This window comes from Pedobacter sp. HDW13 (assembly GCF_011303555.1).
Classification (GTDB): domain Bacteria; phylum Bacteroidota; class Bacteroidia; order Sphingobacteriales; family Sphingobacteriaceae; genus Pedobacter.
Genome location: NZ_CP049868.1, coordinates 2,189,192 through 2,209,128, shown reverse-complemented (window position 1 = coordinate 2,209,128; position 19,937 = coordinate 2,189,192). Strand labels below are relative to the sequence as shown.

General features: G+C 39.0%; 21 protein-coding genes and 3 pseudogenes. 6 read left to right on the top strand and 18 right to left on the bottom strand.

From position 1 onward, the window contains the following. Positions 1-129: 129 nt before the first annotated feature. Positions 130-1,512, bottom strand: coding sequence for an MBL fold metallo-hydrolase (locus tag G7074_RS09255; protein ID WP_124559000.1), 1,383 nt, complete (start codon positions 1,510-1,512; stop codon positions 130-132). An 85-nt stretch (positions 1,513-1,597) separates the two neighbouring features. After that, entirely contained in the window at positions 1,598-1,948 is a 351-nt protein-coding gene (locus G7074_RS09250; protein ID WP_124559001.1) for a hypothetical protein, read from the bottom strand. A gap of 94 nt (positions 1,949-2,042) precedes the next feature. On the opposite strand from G7074_RS09250, the gene G7074_RS09245 reads away from it, so the two are divergent. Next, the gene (locus G7074_RS09245; protein ID WP_124559002.1) at positions 2,043-2,297 is read left to right on the top strand and encodes a hypothetical protein; all 255 of its coding nucleotides are present in this window, start codon (positions 2,043-2,045) and stop codon (positions 2,295-2,297) included. 52 nt (positions 2,298-2,349) lie between these two features. On the opposite strand, the gene G7074_RS09240 is transcribed toward G7074_RS09245, so the two are convergent. From G7074_RS09240 to G7074_RS09215, 6 genes and pseudogenes are all read right to left on the bottom strand, one after another. Next, positions 2,350-3,030 carry a type 1 glutamine amidotransferase domain-containing protein gene (locus G7074_RS09240; protein WP_124559003.1) on the bottom strand — a complete coding sequence of 227 codons (681 nt, stop codon included), beginning with the start codon at positions 3,028-3,030 and terminating at the stop codon, positions 2,350-2,352. 84 nt (positions 3,031-3,114) lie between these two features. Then, positions 3,115-3,684, bottom strand: coding sequence for a Crp/Fnr family transcriptional regulator (locus G7074_RS09235; RefSeq protein WP_124559004.1), 570 nt, complete (start codon positions 3,682-3,684; stop codon positions 3,115-3,117). A 114-nt stretch (positions 3,685-3,798) separates the two neighbouring features. Further along, positions 3,799-4,173: a hypothetical protein gene (locus G7074_RS09230; protein WP_039474169.1), complete on the bottom strand. Its 375-nt coding sequence runs from the start codon at positions 4,171-4,173 to the stop codon at positions 3,799-3,801. A gap of 220 nt (positions 4,174-4,393) precedes the next feature. Next, positions 4,394-5,011: a hypothetical protein gene (locus tag G7074_RS09225; protein ID WP_124559005.1), complete on the bottom strand. Its 618-nt coding sequence runs from the start codon at positions 5,009-5,011 to the stop codon at positions 4,394-4,396. Positions 5,012-5,050: 39 nt separating this feature from the next. After that, a pseudogene (locus G7074_RS09220) lies at positions 5,051-5,447 on the bottom strand (GxxExxY protein). A 161-nt stretch (positions 5,448-5,608) separates the two neighbouring features. Further along, a pseudogene (locus G7074_RS09215) lies at positions 5,609-6,094 on the bottom strand (ATP-binding protein); the annotation flags it as partial. A gap of 47 nt (positions 6,095-6,141) precedes the next feature. Between G7074_RS09215 and G7074_RS09210 the strand changes: the two are divergent. From G7074_RS09210 to G7074_RS09200, 3 genes are all read left to right on the top strand, one after another. After that, positions 6,142-6,513 (top strand): helix-turn-helix transcriptional regulator, encoded by a 372-nt coding sequence (locus G7074_RS09210; RefSeq protein WP_233603821.1) that lies wholly within the window; start codon positions 6,142-6,144, stop codon positions 6,511-6,513. A gap of 137 nt (positions 6,514-6,650) precedes the next feature. Beyond that, a complete protein-coding gene (locus tag G7074_RS09205; RefSeq protein ID WP_124559006.1) occupies positions 6,651-7,454 on the top strand; it encodes a helix-turn-helix domain-containing protein in 804 nt (267 codons plus the stop codon). Between the two features lie 64 nt (positions 7,455-7,518). Then, positions 7,519-8,466, top strand: a complete 948-nt coding sequence (locus G7074_RS09200) for a nitrilase family protein (RefSeq protein ID WP_166208092.1) — start codon at positions 7,519-7,521, stop codon at positions 8,464-8,466. 135 nt (positions 8,467-8,601) lie between these two features. On the opposite strand, the pseudogene G7074_RS09195 reads toward G7074_RS09200, so the two are convergent. Then, positions 8,602-9,336, bottom strand: a pseudogene (locus tag G7074_RS09195) (magnesium chelatase domain-containing protein); the annotation flags it as partial. Positions 9,337-9,533: 197 nt separating this feature from the next. After that, positions 9,534-10,871: a signal recognition particle protein gene (gene ffh, locus G7074_RS09190; RefSeq protein ID WP_124559008.1), complete on the bottom strand. Its 1,338-nt coding sequence runs from the start codon at positions 10,869-10,871 to the stop codon at positions 9,534-9,536. 190 nt (positions 10,872-11,061) lie between these two features. On the opposite strand from ffh, the gene G7074_RS09185 reads away from it, so the two are divergent. Next, on the top strand, positions 11,062-13,482 hold the full coding sequence (locus G7074_RS09185) for a DUF5916 domain-containing protein (RefSeq protein WP_166208089.1): 2,421 nt from the start codon (positions 11,062-11,064) through the stop codon (positions 13,480-13,482). A 38-nt stretch (positions 13,483-13,520) separates the two neighbouring features. Here G7074_RS09185 and G7074_RS09180 read toward each other — a convergent pair whose 3' ends face one another. Beyond that, the gene (locus tag G7074_RS09180; protein WP_124559010.1) at positions 13,521-14,510 is read right to left on the bottom strand and encodes an AraC family transcriptional regulator; all 990 of its coding nucleotides are present in this window, start codon (positions 14,508-14,510) and stop codon (positions 13,521-13,523) included. A gap of 96 nt (positions 14,511-14,606) precedes the next feature. On the opposite strand from G7074_RS09180, the gene G7074_RS09175 reads away from it, so the two are divergent. Beyond that, positions 14,607-15,341: a hypothetical protein gene (locus G7074_RS09175; RefSeq protein WP_166208086.1), complete on the top strand. Its 735-nt coding sequence runs from the start codon at positions 14,607-14,609 to the stop codon at positions 15,339-15,341. A gap of 65 nt (positions 15,342-15,406) precedes the next feature. Here the strand turns inward: G7074_RS09175 and G7074_RS09170 are convergent, their stop codons facing one another. The 7 genes from G7074_RS09170 to G7074_RS09145 form a co-directional block, all read right to left on the bottom strand. Continuing rightward, positions 15,407-16,408: a DUF3078 domain-containing protein gene (locus tag G7074_RS09170; protein ID WP_124561032.1), complete on the bottom strand. Its 1,002-nt coding sequence runs from the start codon at positions 16,406-16,408 to the stop codon at positions 15,407-15,409. Positions 16,409-16,502: 94 nt separating this feature from the next. Continuing rightward, complete coding sequence (locus G7074_RS09165) at positions 16,503-16,826, bottom strand: hypothetical protein (RefSeq protein ID WP_233603923.1); 324 nt, start codon at positions 16,824-16,826, stop codon at positions 16,503-16,505. After that, positions 16,823-17,575: a hypothetical protein gene (locus tag G7074_RS09160; protein WP_124561031.1), complete on the bottom strand. Its 753-nt coding sequence runs from the start codon at positions 17,573-17,575 to the stop codon at positions 16,823-16,825. Before G7074_RS09160 ends, G7074_RS09165 begins: the two co-directional genes overlap by 4 nt. 48 nt (positions 17,576-17,623) lie before the next feature. Next, positions 17,624-18,277 carry a glucosaminidase domain-containing protein gene (locus tag G7074_RS09155; RefSeq protein ID WP_240916512.1) on the bottom strand — a complete coding sequence of 218 codons (654 nt, stop codon included), beginning with the start codon at positions 18,275-18,277 and terminating at the stop codon, positions 17,624-17,626. Between the two features lie 11 nt (positions 18,278-18,288). Then, entirely contained in the window at positions 18,289-18,465 is a 177-nt protein-coding gene (locus G7074_RS27100) for a hypothetical protein (RefSeq protein WP_240916511.1), read from the bottom strand. 70 nt (positions 18,466-18,535) lie between these two features. Continuing rightward, positions 18,536-19,210 carry a glucosaminidase domain-containing protein gene (locus G7074_RS09150; protein ID WP_124561029.1) on the bottom strand — a complete coding sequence of 225 codons (675 nt, stop codon included), beginning with the start codon at positions 19,208-19,210 and terminating at the stop codon, positions 18,536-18,538. Positions 19,211-19,291: 81 nt separating this feature from the next. After that, a complete protein-coding gene (locus tag G7074_RS09145; RefSeq protein ID WP_124561028.1) occupies positions 19,292-19,930 on the bottom strand; it encodes an O-methyltransferase in 639 nt (212 codons plus the stop codon). Positions 19,931-19,937: the final 7 nt, after the last annotated feature.

Below are 19,937 nucleotides of genomic sequence, written 5' to 3'. Positions count from 1 at the left end.
AACCAATTATCAATTTTCAATGACCAAAGCCGGTAAAATCTTAATGTGCTATTCTCAATATTTGTTGATGGTTAATTGTTAATAGCTATTGTGTATTAGGCTATAAACTATAAGACCATGGACTATCAACTACAGTTCAAAAACCTCTCCTCTTTCAGGTATTTCAACATTAAAATCATCTTCCTGCAGCGCTAAGGATAAACTTTGCAGGCTTCTATCTTCACCATGAACCAGAAATACCTTTTTAGGATGGCCTGTTTGTTTAACTGTTTTTATGAGATCGTTGTGGTCACCGTGGCCGCTTAGCAGATCTGTTTGGCGGATCGTGGCATAAACCATCATTTCGCGGTCTTTAATGCGTACAATTGGTGCTCCGCTTAATAATTTATATCCCAAAGTACCTTTAGCACAATAGCCAATAAAAAGAATAGTGCAGTAATAATTCTGGATGTTGTAATACAGGTGGTCTTGTATCCTACCACCCTCCAACATACCGGCTGATGAAATGATAATGCAGGGATCGAAATAGTTAGAAACATCTTTACTCTCTTTCATGGTTTGAACGTAAGCCAAATGCTCAAATTCGAATTCATCGCCCATGGTTTGGTAAAAGTCTTTGGCTTCCTGGCTAACCAGGTTGTGGTGCTTGCGGTAAACATCAGTAGCTTGTATGGCCATGGGGCTATCTACAAAAATCTGGATGGGCGGCAGCAGTTTTTTGGTGAAAATCTGGTTCAGTGCAAAAACAAGCGACTGTGTTCGGCCGATGCTAAAAGCAGGGATAATTAATCTGCCCGGGCTTTTAATACAGGCTTCGGTAATTTCCTGTACCAATCTTTCTTCCAGTGTTTGGTCTTTGGTGTGCAAACGGCCGCCGTAAGTAGCTTCGCTTACTAAATAATCAACCTCTGGTAGTGGTTCTGGATTTACCAACACCGGATAGTTTTCGCGACCAATATCGCCGGTAAAAGCTATTTTCTTTTCCTCCCCGTTTTCATTAATGGTTAATACAGCAGCAGCGGCACCCAGCAAGTGACCAACAGGGATAAAAGTGAGACTGATATCGCCGTTTATTTTAAATGGTTTATTAAATGCAATGGTTACAAACCGATCAATGGTATCCATTACATGTTTGTGCAGATACAAAGGTTTCGGTCCACTAAAATTGCCTCTTTTAGTGCGTGGTTTACGGCTTTGCTTGCGTAAAAAAAGTTCTACGGAATCGAACAGCAAAATTGCAGTTAAATCGGCAGTTGGCGAGGTACAAAGCACCTGCCCATCAAATCCCAAACGAACCAAAGTGGGTAAATTACCGGAATGGTCGATGTGGGCATGGGTTAAAACAACTAGGTTTATGCTGGCCGGATCAAAGGGGAATTGTTGGTTTTCTTCCTGGTAGGTTTCCTTCTCATAATCCAATCCGCAATCTATCAGTATTTTATAATGCCCAACTTCGAGCAGGTGCATGCTACCGGTTACCTGTTGTGCTGCACCCCAAAACGTTAACTTCATCTTCTAATCCGTACTATAAATAGTTAGTTTGGCGTAAAGTAGTACAATTACCCCAATTTTTAAACTATAAGAAGTAATTTTTTAATTATAACTCATCATTATACCTTAGCTCAAGGGCTCTTAATATTTCACTTTTTGCTTCTTCAGAAAAGGGCTCTAAATCAGATGTTGTAATTGTTTTGTCTAAAAGCATAGCTACAACAGTCTGAAAAAACCATGAGTTTTTCAAGCCATCATATCTTCTGGCGATATGTTTATCAAAATCTTTCACAGCAATAAAAATTTTGTAATAGGCATCTTTATTTTCTTCAGTTTTTTGCGCTTTCCACTCTATTAGGATCTCAGAAAACTCGTTCATCCCTTTTATCAATTCACGCTGTAAAGCCACTTCAAATAATTTACGAGCAACTTTATTATCTGCCTTAGAAAAATCCATGGTTAAATTTTTATTTATAAAGGTAAAGTATAATGTATTTTGCCTGTCATTACCTCAACAAAAAGATGTTTATCTTTACACAAAAAAGAAAACAATGCAAGAACCTTTCGACATCGAAATCGGCCCAGTCAACTATTCAGTTTTTCCGGAAGGGAACGATTCATACACCATTTTTAAAGATGGAAAAGAGTACATTCAGATTCAAAAAGATACATCATCTATCTGGTTAAAAATGGATTACAAAACAGAATTGCCCATTTTTGAGGAGGATGAAGAAGTGAATGCCATTGGCCAGGCGATTGAAAATTATGTGCCTGAAGAGGAAGATGAGGACGAAGACGAGCTTTAAGTTTTCATATTAATACTGGCCGACATTGCCAGCCAGTATTAAAATTTTAAAATCAGGCAATGAGTTTTAAGAGCTCTTCTGCAACTTTTTCAGATGAGGCAGGGTTTTGTCCGGTTATTAACAACCCATCAACCACAGCGTAAGGATTCCAATCTGCAGTTTTGCTATAATTTCCGCCATTTTTTACCAGCATATCTTCTACCAGAAAAGGTACTATGTTTGTTAATTGAACAGCTTCTTCTTCGGTATTGGTAAAGCCGGTTACATTTTTACCCTTTACCAAATACTCACCATTTACTTTTACGTCTTTAAGTACGCCTGGGGCGTGGCATACAAATGCAACAGGTTTATTGGCAGTATAAAAACGGGTAATGAGTTGCTGCGAAGTTGTGCTCTCTGCTAAATCCCACAATGGTCCGTGGCCACCTGGATAAAACACAGCATCATAATAATCCATATTTACTTTGGCCAATGGGATGGTATTTTTTAATTTATCTAAAAGAACAGTGTCCTTGTCCATTCTTCGTGTGGTATCGGTTTGGAAAGTTGGATCCTCACTTTTTGGATCTATTGGTGGCTGGCCACCTTTTGGCGATGTCAGTACAATATCGATACCTTTATCGGTTAAGGCATAATAAGGTGCAGCTAATTCTTCTGACCAAAAGCCTGTTTTTAAACCTGTGTTTCCTAATTCGTCGTGGCTCGTAAGCACGAATAAAACTTTCTTATTCATATCTTTATGCTAAGTGTATTACAAAATTAGGCCTATCCTTTTCGCTAACAAAGGACTTCAATCACAGATTTAATGTGCGTTAAATCACACTTTTGCAGAAAGCCTGCTAAGCGTTTCTCTCGAAATACCCAAATACGCTGCAAGTATTGTTTTAGAAACCCGTTGCATTAGTTGTGGATATTGCTGTGTCAGTTGTTCGAAACGCTCTTTGGGATTTGTTGTAAGTAGTGATAAAATTCTTTGTTGTAAAGCCACATAACCAAAATTGCCTTTTACCCTGAAAAAGTGCTCCATTTTATGGCTCTCCTTACACAATTTGTCCAAATTTTCTTTGGAGATATAAAGTAACTCTGAATTTTCAAGGCAGCTGATATTGGTAATGGATTTAAAATTGCCGTAAAAGGCACGAAAATCTGAAAGCCACCAGTTCTCCATGGCAAACTGCATGATATACTCTTTGGCGTTTACATCTGTAAAGGAGGCTTTTAACAAGCCCTTAACTACAAAATAGATATTGGTTACAAACTCATCTTCCTGAATGAGATACTGATGTTTTTTAAGGTTTTTAGGTTTGAAATGTGCGGCTATATGTTCGAACTCCTGATCACTGAGTGGAACGATTTCTTCGAGGTGTGTTCTTAATTCAAAACTCATGCTATAAATTTAGCTAAATAAGCTTCAAACTCGTTTTATTTTTTGATTTGCATAACAAAGCAATGGAAATAAATAAAGCCCGATGATTAACCGGGTCTTTATTTATTTGAAAAATTATCTGGTGCAATCTGCCGTCCAGATTTGACTATCTTTAGCTACCCTAATGGTTAGGTTGCTGGCATCAATACTAATGCCTGTTAAGCCCGAACCGATGCTCACATAACTGTTATCGCCTTTCTTTTCGAATTTTACACCTGTAATATCAGGAATGTTGTTGCCAAAGTAAAAATTATAGGTTTCGCCAACTTTACTTACGGTTACTTTGCCGTCGCTACTGGTAATGGTTGATTCGCCACTACGGTAAGAAACTGAGCCTTTATAAGTGCCCACAAAGAAATCACGATCGGCGGGATCGGTATCTTTTTTACACGAAACCATCACTGTTAATGCTATTAAAAGCATGCTGAAAATCTGAACTGTCTTTTTCATCTCTTTCACTCTTTAGTTTTTAAATAGGTAATAAATGTAACAGTGCTTTGACAATGACTATGCCAAAGAGGGTGATAGGCCTATTGAATCAGGGTGATTTGAAACGTTTGTTTGAAGTTTAATGCGTTGATGGTAAGTTGTTTGCTTTGTTTTTGAGTGGTTGGTGGCGAGTTGCCGAAAGAAAGAGAGCAAGTGCCTATTATTTTTGGAATAATCGTAATTAATGGACAGTGTTTTTTAAAATCTTTTTAATTCTCCGGTCTAATTCAGTTGGATCGCTTTCAAAAGTATCTTCAAAACTTTTTCCGATCTCATAAGCTTTGTTATCTCTCGAAATTTTATAAATGCTATAATGGTTTGTACCCGATAGGCCATAAGAAACGATCACTTTGTGTTTGCGATTGTATTCGGGATTTACAATATTTTCGAAATGTTTAACCTTATTGATTTTTCTGTTTTTAGAATTTATAAGAAATAAATAATAAAAGGCATTGCCACCACGACCTCCGGTATCTGAAAAAATAAGTAGGTCTTTAATGCCATCATTATTATAATCTTCGTAGGAGATATTGTCTTTAATCAAACGCAGATCAATTTTTTCTTTCCAAAATACATTGTCAGTTTTTATGCCAGTTTTACCAAAGTAAATATTCGAATTTCTCACTCCTAGGTCTTTGCCTTTTTCGTCCAGCTCGTATTGTATGGCTATCACATAACTTTTATCTCTAAAAGGATGGATATATTGCCATGTATCTTTGGAATTGACCAGGTGAAATACTTTTTGTGCAAACAAGTTGCTGTTAAAGAGAATAAAGAATAAATAAATGAGCTTGTTCATAGTTAAACATTGCGCGCGGTATTCGCTGAGCTTATTCCTCTAAATATCGATAAAAATCATTGACAAATGTTTTTTGTCCATCATTAAAATGTTTATGCAGTTGAAGTTTATTATCAATCCCTGCGGAGCTTCAAGTAACTTCATGTAGGTTAATATCTGTGCCTCAATAATAGGTTTGATATTCTTTGTAGCCTTTATCTCAACAGCGAGGCAATTTTCAACGAGTAAGTCACAGCGTAGCGTTGTTGCCACAGCAATGTTTTTATAGCACACAGGTGTAGACACTTCGGTTATAAAGTTAATACCCCTAAGTGAAAGTTCATGTTTCATGGTAAACACTTTCTAGCAAGCCAGAGCCAAGGGACTTATGAATTTCAATTGCTGCACCAATCACATTGTAGGTTAGTGATCTTAAGTAGGCTTTTGTGGTAATCATTTCTTCTTATTTAGTTTTTAAACTATACGGTGGATATTCTCATGTTAAAAGACGTTGTTTTGTTAAGCCATATAGATACATAGACCATATAGGGTTCTTCAAAGAGCTGTAATTTTAGCTATTTGTTCCATACGGCTAAAATATATGGTAATTTGTATGCGTTACCCCGCCCAGCCATCTCTGTCCAAACTGCGGTAATTAATCGATTCTGCGAGGTGTTCCAGCTCTACGTTTTCGCTCCCATCCAAATCGGCAATTGTTCGGGCTACTTTCAAAATCCTGTCGTAGGCCCGCGCAGATAAACCCAATCTTTCCACTGCTGATTTTAATAGTGCGTTTTCTTCGTTACTGGTCCGGCATACTTTGCGAACCATTTTAGGGCTCATTTGTGCGTTGTAATGTAAATCCTCCTTATCTTCAAAGCGGCGATCCTGTATTTCGCGTGCACGGATAACCCGCGTGCTGATCTCACCACTCTTTTCTGTCTCTTCTTTAGAGGCCAGCTCGGTAAAATTTACAGGAGTAACATCAACATGAAGATCAATGCGGTCTAAAAGCGGCCCTGAAATTTTGCTTAGGTATTTTTGAACTACTCCGGGTGCGCAAACACAGTCCTTTTCAGGGTGATTGTAAAAACCACATGGACATTCCTGCGTTGCCTTGTTTGCGTTTTGAAAGCCAAACCGGAAAACCAATGCCTATTTCCTATCCAGAAAATCCAGTATCGATCGGTGATCATATAAGAAAGAAAAGAATGGAACTAAAGCTGCTTCAAAAAGACGTGGCAAGAATTTGTGGAGTTACTGAAGACTGCATTACAAATTGGGAAAGAAACCGGAGTACTCCTCAAATTCAATTTTTTCCGTGCATTATAAATTTTTTGGGTTACATGCCGTTTGAGGTTGATTTGACTTCTCCTTCAGGGAAACTAAAAGCGCATAGAAACATTAATGGGCTTAGCCAAAAACAATTTGGAAAAATTCTGGGAGTTGATGGAGCTACAATTTGTAGTTGGGAATTAGAAGAAAACAAACCAATAATGGAAAAGATAGATTCGATGTTATAATCGTTATCATTATTCCACCGTTTAATAGTAAATTACGGGCTCACTATAACTTAGGCGAGGTTTTGTTGAATTTTACAAATTACTATGCGCATTAGAGCTTTTGCAACCTTGGTAATGAAAATTAAGTCTATTACATTATGCAGATAGTTCCATCAGATGGTCTTAAGGTCATCATAAAACATTTTTTGATCTATTACCCTTCGACAAGCAACTCTGTGATGAGATTTTTTTCGGATGGCAATCCAGGCATCGTTGTACCACTATCGTATTCCCGGCTTCCATTCCTTCATAATCAAAAACTTCAAAAGGGGGAATTGATTGCTTATGGTTTGATGGAACATCCAATAATTATCCCTCCGCCACCAGCCTGTGGAATGATAGTTATTGTTCTACAGCCTTATGCGCTCGCTTTTTTAAGTGGGATAAAGCCTGACAGGTTGAAAAATTGCATCCTACCTTTAAGTGCTTTGTTCGGTCTAAGTGCTTCTTTCCTGCAAATGGCTATCAGAGGGTTAAACGATGAGGGTGAAATCATAAAAGAGCTGGAAAGATTCTTCTTTAATCTTTTATCAACTTTGCCTCCAACCGATGAATTGCTAAGAGAAAGCCTATATCATATGAACCAGAGCCATGGCAAAATCAGCATCCAAGAGCTACTGCGAGGCTTGTTTGTAAGTGAACGGTTATTGGAGCGGAGGTTTGATCGTTTTATAGGAATTTCCCCAAAGAAATTAAATGGGATCTTGCGTATAAATCATTATTTAAAAATTTTGAGAGACCCCAACCACATCTATACTCCTGTACAGGCGGCAATTGAAGCAGGATTTTATGATCAGGCCCATCTTAATAACAAATTTAAAGAAATTACAAGCACCTCACCATTAAAATATCTAGCATCTTTTGATCCATTGGCAATGAATCTTTTTAGCTTTAGAGGTTAACGCACTTTGTCGGAAACATCCAATACCGGTAATGGTGTAAGATATAAATTTGTAGAAAAAAGATATGGGAAATTTAAAAGTAGCAGCTGTCCAATTCGAGAATGCCAGCGGCGACAAGGTTTATAACCTTTCTGTAATAGAAGAAATTGTCAGCCAAGCATCAAGATCTGGGGTCGAGGTTATTGCTTTTCATGAATGCTCTGTGACGGGCTATTCATTTGCAAGAAAACTTAGCCGGAGTGAAATGCTTACCTTATCAGAGGTGATACCAAACGGCCCTTCGGTAACCGCTCTGATTGACATGGCAAATAAGTATAAAATTACAATTCTAGCCGGCCTTTTTGAAAAGGATGAATATGAAAATATGTTCAAAGCGTATGTTTGCGTCAATGAGACCGGACTTATTGCTAAACACCGTAAACTTCATCCTTTCATCAATTCTAACTTATTGCCAGGTACATCCTATACAATCTTTGAAATTAAGGGTTGGAAATGTGGAATTTTGATATGCTATGACAATAACGTAATAGAAAATGTAAGGGCAACGGCATTACTTGGTGCAGAAATAATCTTTATGCCTCATGTAACGATGTGTACACCATCTCCTCGCCCTGGTGCAGGGTTTGTAGATGCGGAGCTTTGGAAAGAAAAAGACAAAAATGCTGCCGTACTAAGATCGGAATTTGATGGTGATAAAGGGCGAAACTGGCTGATGAAATGGCTTCCTGCGCGCGCTTATGATAATGGAATTTATGCGGTTTTTTGTAATCCGATAGGCATGGATGATGACCAATTAAAAAATGGCTGCTCGATGATCATAAATCCTTTCGGAGAAATTGTAGCTGAATGCAGAACAATGGAAAATGAATTTATCGTTGCTGAACTGTGTAAGGATGGATTAGAAATGTCAGGTGGCTTTCGATATAAAAATGCTAGAAGACCAGATCTCTATGGAGAAATTTTAGCCTCACCACACACACCAGACCAACAAGTTGCCTGGTTGAAAAAATAACATCTCGTGGTTTCTCAGTATTCACTCGTTTTTCAATAATTACACTAAATCAAGTACACAGGCACCTCAACAAATCAAACCTACCTCAGTTATCTCTGGAATATCGTTTTTCTTTCTGGAATTATTATAAACTCATTCCATAAATTTAACGGGGGGTAAAATAGTAGGCAGGCGTTTGGCAAGCATTGTTTTACCAGTACCCGGCGGACCAATTAAAATAACATTGTGCCCGCCGGCGGCAGCAATTTCGAGTGCGCGCTTAATGTTTTCCTGTCCTTTAACATCGGCAAAATCGTGTTCGTATTGGTTGATGTTCTTTAAAAATTCTGCTTTGGTATCAATTTTAACTTGTTCTAAAGCTTCGTGTTTATTGAAAAACGCGTCAACCTGGGCCAGGTTATCTACGCCATAGGCAATTAAATCGTTAACAATGCCGGCTTCGCGCACATTCTGTTTAGACAGGATAAAACCTGCAAAGCCATCTTGTTGTGCCTGTATGGCAATGGGTAAAGCCCATCTTATGGGTTGAATGAAGCCATCTAAAGAAAGTTCGCCCATAATGAAATAGTTTTCTAATTCATCATGTGGAATCTGCCTTGAAGTGGCTAAAATGCCAATGGCAATAGGCAAATCGTAAGAGGAGCCTTCTTTTTTTAAGTCGGCGGGTGCCAGGTTAACTACAATTTTTTATTTGGGCATGCGGAATCCCGATACCGTAATGGCACTGGCCACACGCCTCAAGCTTTCTTTTACTACATTATCGGGCAGGCCTACCATGTAGTATTTGGTGCAGGCACTGATATTCACTTCGATGGTTATGGTAAGTGCATTTACGCCATAAACAGCACTCCCGTATGTTTTTACAAGCATTCAATTCTTTTTAATAAAATAAAGTGGGATGTGTTGTTTATCCGGAAATGGATAATCAATATCGACTAAGATAGTAATTGTTTAGCTAAAAGAAAATATTTAAGCCGATCTCTAAATCCTTTAAAATAAAAAATCCCGACCATTTCTGATCGGGACTATATTTTCTGTCTATTGGCTTTACACCTTAAACCTATCTCCTATCTACCAAATGGCATTTTAGGCATACCTTTCATCATGGCTGCCGCTGCTGCGGGGTTCGAAAACTGCTTCATCATTTTGCGCATATCTTCAAACTGTTTAATCAGCTTGGTAACTTCTTCTACTTTGCTGCCCGAACCTTTTGCAATGCGTAAACGGCGGCTTTGCTGAATGGCGTCAGGGTTTTCTTTTTCGAATGGGGTCATCGAGTTAATAATAGCTTCGATTGATTTAAATGCATCATCCTGTATATCTACATTTTTCATCATTTTGCCAACCCCTGGAATCATGCCCATCAAATCTTTCATGTTACCCATTTTCTTGATTTGCTGAATCTGGTTATAGAAATCGTTGAAATCGAATTTATTCTTACGGATTTTTTTCTGAAGTTCTGCCGCCTCTTTCTCGTCAAACTGCATTTGAGCACGTTCAACAAGGGAAACCACATCACCCATACCCAAAATACGCGAAGCCATACGATCAGGATAGAAAACATCAAGTGCTTCCATTTTCTCGCCGGTACCAATAAATTTAATCGGTTTGTTTACTACCGATTTAATTGAAAGGGCCGCACCACCACGGGTATCACCATCTAATTTGGTTAAAACAACACCAGTAAAGTCTAAGCGGTCGTTAAATACTTTAGCTGTATTTACCGCATCTTGACCAGTCATTGCATCTACTACGAATAAAATCTCGTGTGGATTGGTTTTAGCCTTAACCTCAGATATTTCGTTCATCAACGATTCGTCGATCGCTAAACGGCCGGCGGTATCGATAATGATTACATTATTTCCATTTTGTTTACCATGTGCAATACCTTCTAAAGCAATGCCCACAGGATCGTTTGATGCACGGTTGGCATAAACAGATACGCCAACCGTAGTACCTAAAACCTCTAACTGATCAACAGCAGCAGGGCGGTACATATCGCCTGCAACCAATAAAGGCTTTTTGCCTTTACCTTTTAAATGCAAGGCAAGTTTACCGGCAAATGTGGTTTTACCCGCACCGTTTAAACCTGCAATTAAAATAATAGTTGGGTTTGCTTTAGTATCTAGTTCGGTAACCTCGCCGCCCATTAAGGCTGCAAGCTCATCGTTCATGATCTTGGTAAGCAACTGGCCTGGCGAAACCGCTGTAAGTACATTTTGCCCTAAAGCTTTTTGCCTTACATCATCAGTAAATGCTTTTGCGGTTTTATAGTTAACGTCGGCATCTAATAATGCTTTACGAATCTCTTTCATGGTTTCTGCCACGTTGATTTCCGTAATGCTGCCTTGTCCTTTTAATACTTTAAATGCTCTGTCTAGCTTGTCCTGTAAATTATCAAACATCTTTTTTAAGCTAAAGGCTTAGTGCCGGATGGCAAAAAGCTACTTGTTTTTAATAAAAGGCAAATGTATCAAATTTTGATTGTAAATCTTAGCAACTCAAAGTCAAAACTTTATGGCCGGGCGATTATATTTCTGTTTTGGTGCAACATTTTGTTGGAGAGTTGGTCTTATACCCGATTAACTTAAACGAATGAAGCGCTGCATCCTCCCGGTTCTACTATTGATATGTGCTTTTTGCAAGGCTCAGGATATTACCAAGCAAAAGCATTTAGAAGCAAAAAGAACCCTTCAAAGTCCTAAAATTGATGGTGTTTTAGATGATGAATGCTGGAAAGATGTTCCGCTTGCTACCGATTTTTTTCAAATCAGGCCTCACCCGGGGAAGGTAGAAACTGCCGATAGACGTACAGAAATGAAGGTGCTTTATGATGATGTAGCCATTTATGTTTATGCGCGGATGTACGATAGTCCGGATAGTGTTTCGCATGAGTTGGTTTCGAGAGATAACATTGGGAATGCCGATTTTATTTCCATCATTGTCGATCCCTTTTACGATAAGATGAATGGCAATGGTTTTTTTGTTACCGCTGCTGGGGTACAGTTTGATGCCAAATACTCGCAGGTGGGCAATGAAGATGAAAACTGGAATGCGGTTTGGGAAAGTGCAGTTAAAATCGACGATAAAGGCTGGACCTGCGAAATGAAAATTCCTTACTCTGCCCTGCGCTTTTCAAGCAAGGATGTACAAAACTGGGGATTAAATTTTAGCCGCAGGATACAGCGCAGCAATACACAAACCTTCTGGAATTTTGTTGACCCTAAGGTAAATGGTTTTATCAATCAGGAGGGGCTTTGGACAGGCATAAAAGACATTAAACCACCCTTAAGACTTTCCTTTTCGCCATATCTATCCGCCTATGTAAACCACTACCCTATAAATCAACCTGGAGTTAAAAACACAACTTCGCGTTTTAATGGCGGTATGGACGTAAAATATGGTATTAACAACAGTTTTACCTTAGATATGACACTGGTGCCCGATTTTGGTCAGGTGCAATCAGATAACCGGATTCTTAACCTTACTCCTTTCGAAGTAAAATTTAACGAAAACAGGCAATTTTTTACAGAAGGAACTGAATTGTTTAACAAGGGCGATTTATTTTATTCGAAACGGATTGGCTCCATACCAGCCTATTACAATTACAGCGGGGTTGGTAATGATAAAATTGTGAAAGACCAAACAGAGGCTAAGGTTTTAAATGCAACCAAAATTTCGGGGCGTACGGCAAAGGGTTTGGGTATTGGTATTTTTAATGCCATTACCAACAGCATGGAAACCGAAGTAGAGGATGTGCAAGGTAACCTTAGGATGGTAGAAACACAGCCCTTAACCAATTACAACATTCTGGTTTTCGACCAATCGTTAAAAAACAACAGTTCGGCTACCTTTATCAATACCAATGTACTGCGACAAGGTACTGCCTATGATGCCAATGTTAGTGCGCTGCTTTTCAATTTAAACAATAAAGGCAATAAGTATTTTGTTAATGGCGGGGCTAAAATGAGCTATTTACGTGGCGAAGAAAGTAGTACTGGTTATAGTTATACACTTCGTTTCGGAAAACAAAGTGGCAATTTTACCTGGAGCTACAACCAGGTATATGCCGATAATAAATTCGATCCATCGGATATGGGTTTCTTTACCAATAACAACTTCTTAGATCAGCGGATAGGCATTGGCTACAACATATACAAACCCAGCAAATGGTATAACCAGTTTGAAAGCTGGCTTAATTTAAACTATTCGCGCAGGGCAATTCCGGCAGCTTATCAAAAAATTGGTTTTAACGGAGGGTATTGGGTTCAGTTTAAAAACCAGTGGTCGGCAGAATTCGATGTAAGCTGGGACAGGAAAAGCAACGATTTTTACGAAGCAAGGACCGGGCAGGTTTACCACGCCCCCGAAAATTATGGTGTAAGCCTGTACATCAACCCCAACCGCGCTAAAGCTTATAATTTTGGTGGAAATATCCGCTTTTTTGAACAACAGCTATTCAAAGGAAAAATGTATAACTTTTACTTTTTTCAAAACCTAAGGCTTAACGATAAAGTTGCATTTGGATTGGATTTAAACTTTAACCCAAATTACAACTATGTTAACTGGGTAACCACACAAGGTAATCAGTCCATTTTTTCAAGGTATGATCGCAGAACGGTAGAAAACTCGTTCGATGCCAAATATACTTTTACCAACCTAATGGGGATTACTGTGGTGTTGCGGCATTACTGGAGCGATAGAAGGAATAAGGAATTTTACCTGCTAAAGCCCGATGGTAACTTAACCGATTATCAGGGAGCGCTATTAACCGGAATGGACCGGAATTACAATGTTTTTAATATCGATTTAATTTATACCTGGCAATTTGCGCCGGGAAGTACACTTTCTGTTTCGTATAAAGATGCGGCTGAAACTTACGATACTTTTTATACACAGCGCTACAACAAAAACCTAAGCGGGATTTTAAATGCGCCTCAAAATAACAGCTTATCGGTTAAGGTTTTGTATTACGTTGATTATTTAGACCTGAAGAAAAAACGGAAAAAAGGTTAAAAGATTTATTTGCCATGGGTTTAAACCCATGGCAAATATTATCGCGCTTTGCCCGGACTTAAGCCAAATTTCCGGGTAAATGCCTTGTTAAAATGTTGTACAGACGAGTAACCCAAATCGTCAGAAATATTTTTGATGTCGACTTGCTTATCGGCCAAAAGCTCTTTTGCTTTCATTAATCTATAATCGCTTAGATAAGCAAAAACAGAGTTACCAAATGTTTCCTTAAAGCCCTGTTTTAGTTTAAACTCGTTTATGCCCGCTACTTTTGCCAATTCGGTTAAAGAAGGTGGTTTGCAGGCATTGGCTAACAAGTATTCTCTTGCATAATAAATTCGTTCTTTATCGTAAGCTGATTTTAATGTCGGACGCTCCGTTTTCCTCGCCGCCTCTTCAAAAGCCTGCGCCTGTAGCGCCAAAAGCTCCAAACATTTAGATTGAAGGAACAACAATTTTAATCCACCTGTAAAATGGCAGTTCATAATATCGTTAATACAGCTGTGCATAGCCAGGCTGATGGGCAGATTCTCTGATGAAATTTCTACCGAACGGTTATTCATGATATTTTCGGCAAAATTTCTTAATAAGGTACTGCTTTCGCTCGTTAAATCAATAAAGCGCGACCGTTCGAAGTTTACTTCAAAAAATTTATGTGGGCCGCCTACCGTAAACTCGGCCATTCCATCAAAATCAGGGCTGTAAATAATGTTATGTTGATTGGCTTTAATATCCAGGCGCTTGTTGGTGAGATAATTTTCCATAATTCCTCCTCCCATAATCGAAAAATGGAGCTCAACCATATCGGGCTCATCAAAAGACTTAATGCGCAGGCGGCTCTTCTTTACCAGCATATCGCCATAAACAATATAAATTCCCGAAAAAGCAATCTCCACAATCTCTGCGTCGCCAAACGGAAAGCTATATTTATCCCTTCGCTCGGTTACAAGGGCTTGATTAAGGGCGTTATTGTCGAGTTTGTTCCCTACAACATAGTATCTCTCGTCGCCATCATAAATATTTAAGGCCATAAAATCCTTGTGATATAAACTTTAATCCTTTTGGTATAAAAAGATCCGTTTGTTAGACAGCTACTTTTGTTCAAAGTTACTAAACAAATTAATACGATGCCTAAATTACCTTCATGGCTGGCCAACACAATGGAAAAAGTGATCAGCAATAAAATATATCAAGTAGAAGTTGTAGAAATCAAAATGTTAAGCAGCAACTTAAAGTGCATTACCTTTGAAGGAGAATTTTTTGATGCCAAATTTATACCAGGTAACGAGGTACTGCTAAGGGTTAACGCCAACGAATACAGACATTATACTTTATCGGGCTTTGATGAGAGAAACGGCACTTGTGAGGTTATTTTTTACCTGAACAGGCAGGGGCCAGGCCATAGCCTGGCGGTAAATATCCAAAAAGGCGATAGATTGAAGCTGATTGTTGATCGTGCAAGAGTAAAGTATAATGAAGCTTCCAATCAGCATTTCTTTTTTGGTGATGAAACAAGTCTTGGTTTGTACGAATCGCTTGGAAAAAAGGCGGCTGATGAAGATGTGGAGTATTTTGGAATATTGGAGTTACAGGAAGAAAATTTCGATTCAGTTGATCACATTAACCTGTTGATTGATGTTGTTCCTTCAGATTTAAATGCTCCGGCAAAAAATGCCATTAACTGGATGGATAATATGCATCCCTTATGCTGGGAGATGTGGCAAGATGCTACTTTTTACCTCACCGGGAGAGCAAAATCGGTACAACAATTTAAAAAATACCTTAAACAACGGGGTGTACGCTTTAGCCAGATGATTACCATGCCTTACTGGGAAATTGGTAAAGTTGGCGGCGGAGCTTAAAAAAAAAATGTGCTAACAAAAAGGCCACAGCTTAAACTGTGGCCTTTTTGTTAATTTATGTACCACTACCTCGGAAAGGTAAAGGCAAAGCCCAGCGCCAGAGTTTGGCTGGCTTGAATATTTACGTCGGTATCTTTATCAAATAATACTACACCGGTTAAGCTGGTGTTCATAAAACGGTTAATTTTTGCAGTAAGTACAACATCCAGGCGGTGGTCAATTCGCGACCAGGCAATGTTTTCGTATGGAACAAACATCAGGTAACGGGCCTTAAGGTTGGTGTTGGTAAAAATATCCTTATCAAAAGCACTTACTACCTGGAAAGCGAGTTCGTTGCGGAATTTTTTGCCTTTATCTACTCCGTAAACATTTGGTTTTTTATCGTAAACGGCTGTATCGAGTACAAAAGTCTGCCTTGCAGTACCAGTACCAATACGGGTAGAGAAATATTTTACAGGTTTGTACTCAAAACCGATCGATTCGGTTAAATAACCTGGGGCCATAAACCTCGAAATCAACACTTGTTGCTCGTCGCCATTACCGTCTCTATAGTACCTGTAGCCGCTATCAAACTGCGATTCGAAACTCACCGACCCGAAGAAATACCAGCTTTTAGATAATTGGAACGAAGCTTTATTATCCCAGAAAATACGGTCGTTGGTTTTCTTTTGCAGCTGGTCTTTGTTTTTAATCTTACCGTATTGCAAAACTACCTCACTTACGTAGCTATAGCTGTTTTTATTGTATTCGGCTTTCCAGTTAAGCAAACCACCCACTGCGATAGAGTTTGTACCTCCACCTTTCCAGTTATCGCTAAACTGCGCCTGGTTAATGTTAATGCCAATGTTTGTTCTGGTTTTCCAATAACTTATTTTGGCGTTTACAACAAGCGGTTTAATTTTTACAGGTTCGAAATTTAGCGGCCCTTGTCTGCTTGGCAGCGGACTGCGTTTTAATTTTATGTTCAGGTCTTTGGTATTGATCGGAATCGTATCAATTTCCTGAGCATATAATTTTGTAGAGCAGAGACTTAGAATAAGGGCTATGGCAGCTAAAAAGTTCTTCATTACTTACAAAGAAAAACAAAATTTTTAGAGATAAAAAGCATTTAACAAAATGATTGTCAGGATGACAATTGCATTTGCCAGTAAAACAGCGGTTTCATATCTTTTTAAACCAACCGTACCAACTGCCATTTTTGAGGTATTGCATATTGTGCTCATGGTGGTAAGCTTCTTTTTCAAAAATGATGTTGCGGTAGGCCAAATGGTGGTTGCGGTACTTTATCAGGTTGATGAAATAGTTGAGCAGATAAAAAATATAAAAAGGTAAAATAAGCAATTCGAGTTGCTGGCGCAGGTGGATTTTTTCGTGGTTAATAAGTTCTGCATCGTTTTTAAGTCTTGCTGATTTAACCAGTATGAATGGAAACAGGGCCATGCCGGCGGCCGGCAGCTTTTTAACGATGAAGATGGGTGCTTTCACAGCTTCTCGATGGTTATTTTAGGTAGTGGAGGTAATTGCAATGCTTTGGGGTTTATCCGGTAGCTTTTGTAGGCATTGCGGATAAACATATTAAAGGCATAATCATCCGCATCGAGTACAAATTGGTAAGTTGGGCGGTATTGCTGCATAAAATCGGTAAGCTCATCATCTTTAATACCCAATACCTGACGTACCAAATTGGCATTAAAACGGTAATCGATCAAATCTTCGCGGTAATCTTTTTCGAGGATTTTTTGCAAATGCCGTGCATTTCTACCCTGTCTGCTCAACAGGTTGTAAATGGCATCGATACCTAAGCCTACGCCGCCATTACCCAGGTTTAACAAATCTTTGCTGCTGCCCTTCATGGTTTGGTAGCGGTATTCCTGCACGTTTTTTTCGTACAACTGCTGTGGAGTAAGGCGTTTCTGCTGGATAACCACATCACGTAAACGGATACCCAGCGATTTAAGCTGAAAGTACGCTGCTGTTTGGCCTTTAAACACTATGGTATCTACGGCATAGCCCGATAAAGCTGCAACCAGTGTATCGCCCGGGATAGCAAAAGTGCTAAACTCGCCCTTGGTGTTGTTGTACAGCCCATCACCTGTGCGGATATTATAGATGTAAACTTTTGCCAGGCGCTGTTTGGTTTCTTTATCAATAACAATGCCCTGCACAGGTTTAGTTTGTGCATATAATGTGGTACTGAAGCCGAAAGCCAGAATAAGGATAACAAAAAATCTCATCAGATTACAAAACTACAAATATCTGGCAGGCCGGGTTTGTACTTAACATTATTTAACCTTAAGCACCTGACCCAGTTTAATGCCATCGGCACTCATTTCGTTCAGCATTTTCAACTGATCGACGGTTAAGTTAAAACGTTTTGCAATATTATACAAAGTATCGCCTTTTACAACAGTATAAGTTCCGTCGGCTAAAATAGGTTTGGCACCTGTTGGAGGTGTTTCAACTGGTGTAAATTTGGCTTTTTCTTTGGGGATATTTTGGTTAATTTCCGAAAAAACACGGTCTTCGCGGGCAATCTTCTGCTTTTCGCTCTCTGGTTGGTCGTACTGATAAAGCTGGTATTTTTCGATGGTGTTAATTAGCAGATCAGGATATTTGGGATTAGTGGCATAACCAGCTGTTTTTAAACCTTGTGCCCAGCTTTTATAGTCGTTTTTATCCAATTGAAAAAGGAAGCTATACCGCTTGCGTTTCAGAAATTCTGAATGGTCTCTAAAAGATTCGCGGGCATCTTTATAAACCCTGAAGCAGTCGTTTTTCTGGTCATCATCGCGAAAATAATTTTTCCCCTTCCATTCTGATGTACATTTAATGCCGAAGTGATTGTTGGCATATTTGGCCAGGTCGCTGTTTCCACTACCTGATTCAAGAATGCCTTGTGCCAGTGTAATACTGGCAGGAATGCCGCTGGCGTTCATTTCTTCAACAGCTACCCCTTAAACTCATCAATATAACTTAAGGTATTGTAGCTCTTGTAATTGTTGTTGTTCGCTTTGTTGGCTTCTTTTTCGATCTGCTTATTGTTTTTCGAAAATTTTCTGGTGCCGCACGAGCTTAAAAAAACAAGGATTGCCGCAATAATGATGAGATGATTAGCTGAACGCATGGGGATGTTTATGGGTTAATTGTTTAAATCGCCTAATTGGTTAACTGAAAATTGAAAACTGCCAACTGGCTCAAAACTTCAACTTCTGTCCAGGTTTTAAGTTTGCTTTTTTTATGCCGTTTTTTTGCATCAGTGCCTTAACCGTAGTGCCTTTCTTTTTGGCTATTATGCTCAGGTTATCGCCTGTTCTAACCGTGTATGTTTTTGATCTTGCTGTGCTTCTTTTTCGACTGCGTACAGGGCTGGCATAAACAGGCTCTTCATAACCTTCGGGGCGTTCATCGTACTGGTACAGCTCATATTTTTTAATCAGGCCGATTACCTGAGAAGCCCAGCTCCTGCTGTGGGCATAACCACAACGCCTTATGCCGTAGGCCCAGCCTTTGTAATCGTATTGATCGTATTTAGCGAAAAGGTTGTTAAAAGGCTCGCGTGTTTCCATGATCTCTACAAAATGGCTGTAAGATTCGTCGGCGTTTAAATAATCGCGGTATGAAGAACGGATTTCGGCATTATTGTTTGGACCTTTCACACCAAAGTGGTTGTTGAGGTGCTGTGCAATTCTGCTATTGCCCGAAGCCGATTCGTGTATGGCAACCGCAAGAATAATACTCGCCGGAATTTTGTGATCGCGCATTAAATCCTGTGCATATTCTACATGCTCTGCAATATACTCGTCTGTATCTTGTGCTTTTACGGCAATTCCTGTTAAAAGGAACAGGCAAAAAGTAAAGATTTTTTTCATGGTTAACTGTATAAATTGTTTAAATCTGTTAACTGCACGATTAACTGGTTTAAACAATTAACCGGTTAATCTTTTTATATGTTAAATTGTCTTTCTGATCACAAACAAACCATCCCTAACGGGTAATATTAATTTTTCAACCCGCTTATCATCAGCTATTTTATCATTAAAACTAGTAATATTTCTGGTGTCTTTGTCTTGTTTCTCCTGAAGTACTTTTCCACTCCATAGCACATTATCCACAATGATTATTCCTCCGGGGCGTACACGGTCAAAAATCAAATCGTAATAAGTACCATTATTTTTCTTGTCGGCATCGATAAAAACAATGTCGAAAATTTCGTCTAAATCATTTATAGTAGAATTGGCATCGCCCAGGATGTACTTAATCTGGTGGTTAAATGCCGATTTTGCAAAATTGCCACGCACCATGTCTTCCAGTTCCTCATTAACATCCAAAGTATAAAGTATGCCATCTTTTGTTAATCCTTCGGCTAAACACAAAGTGGCGTAACCAGTAAAAGTGCCGATTTCCAAAATCCGTTTAGGCGAAACCATTTTGCTGAGCATACTCAAAACCCTTCCCTGGTAATGGCCAGAAAGCATGCGGGGCATTAAAACTTTAAGATTTGTTTCGCGGTCTATGTGCTGTAATAGCTCGCTCTCAGGTTCGCAGTAGGCAATTAGTAAATCTTGTAAATCGTCGTTTATCAGGCTCATTTGTTGG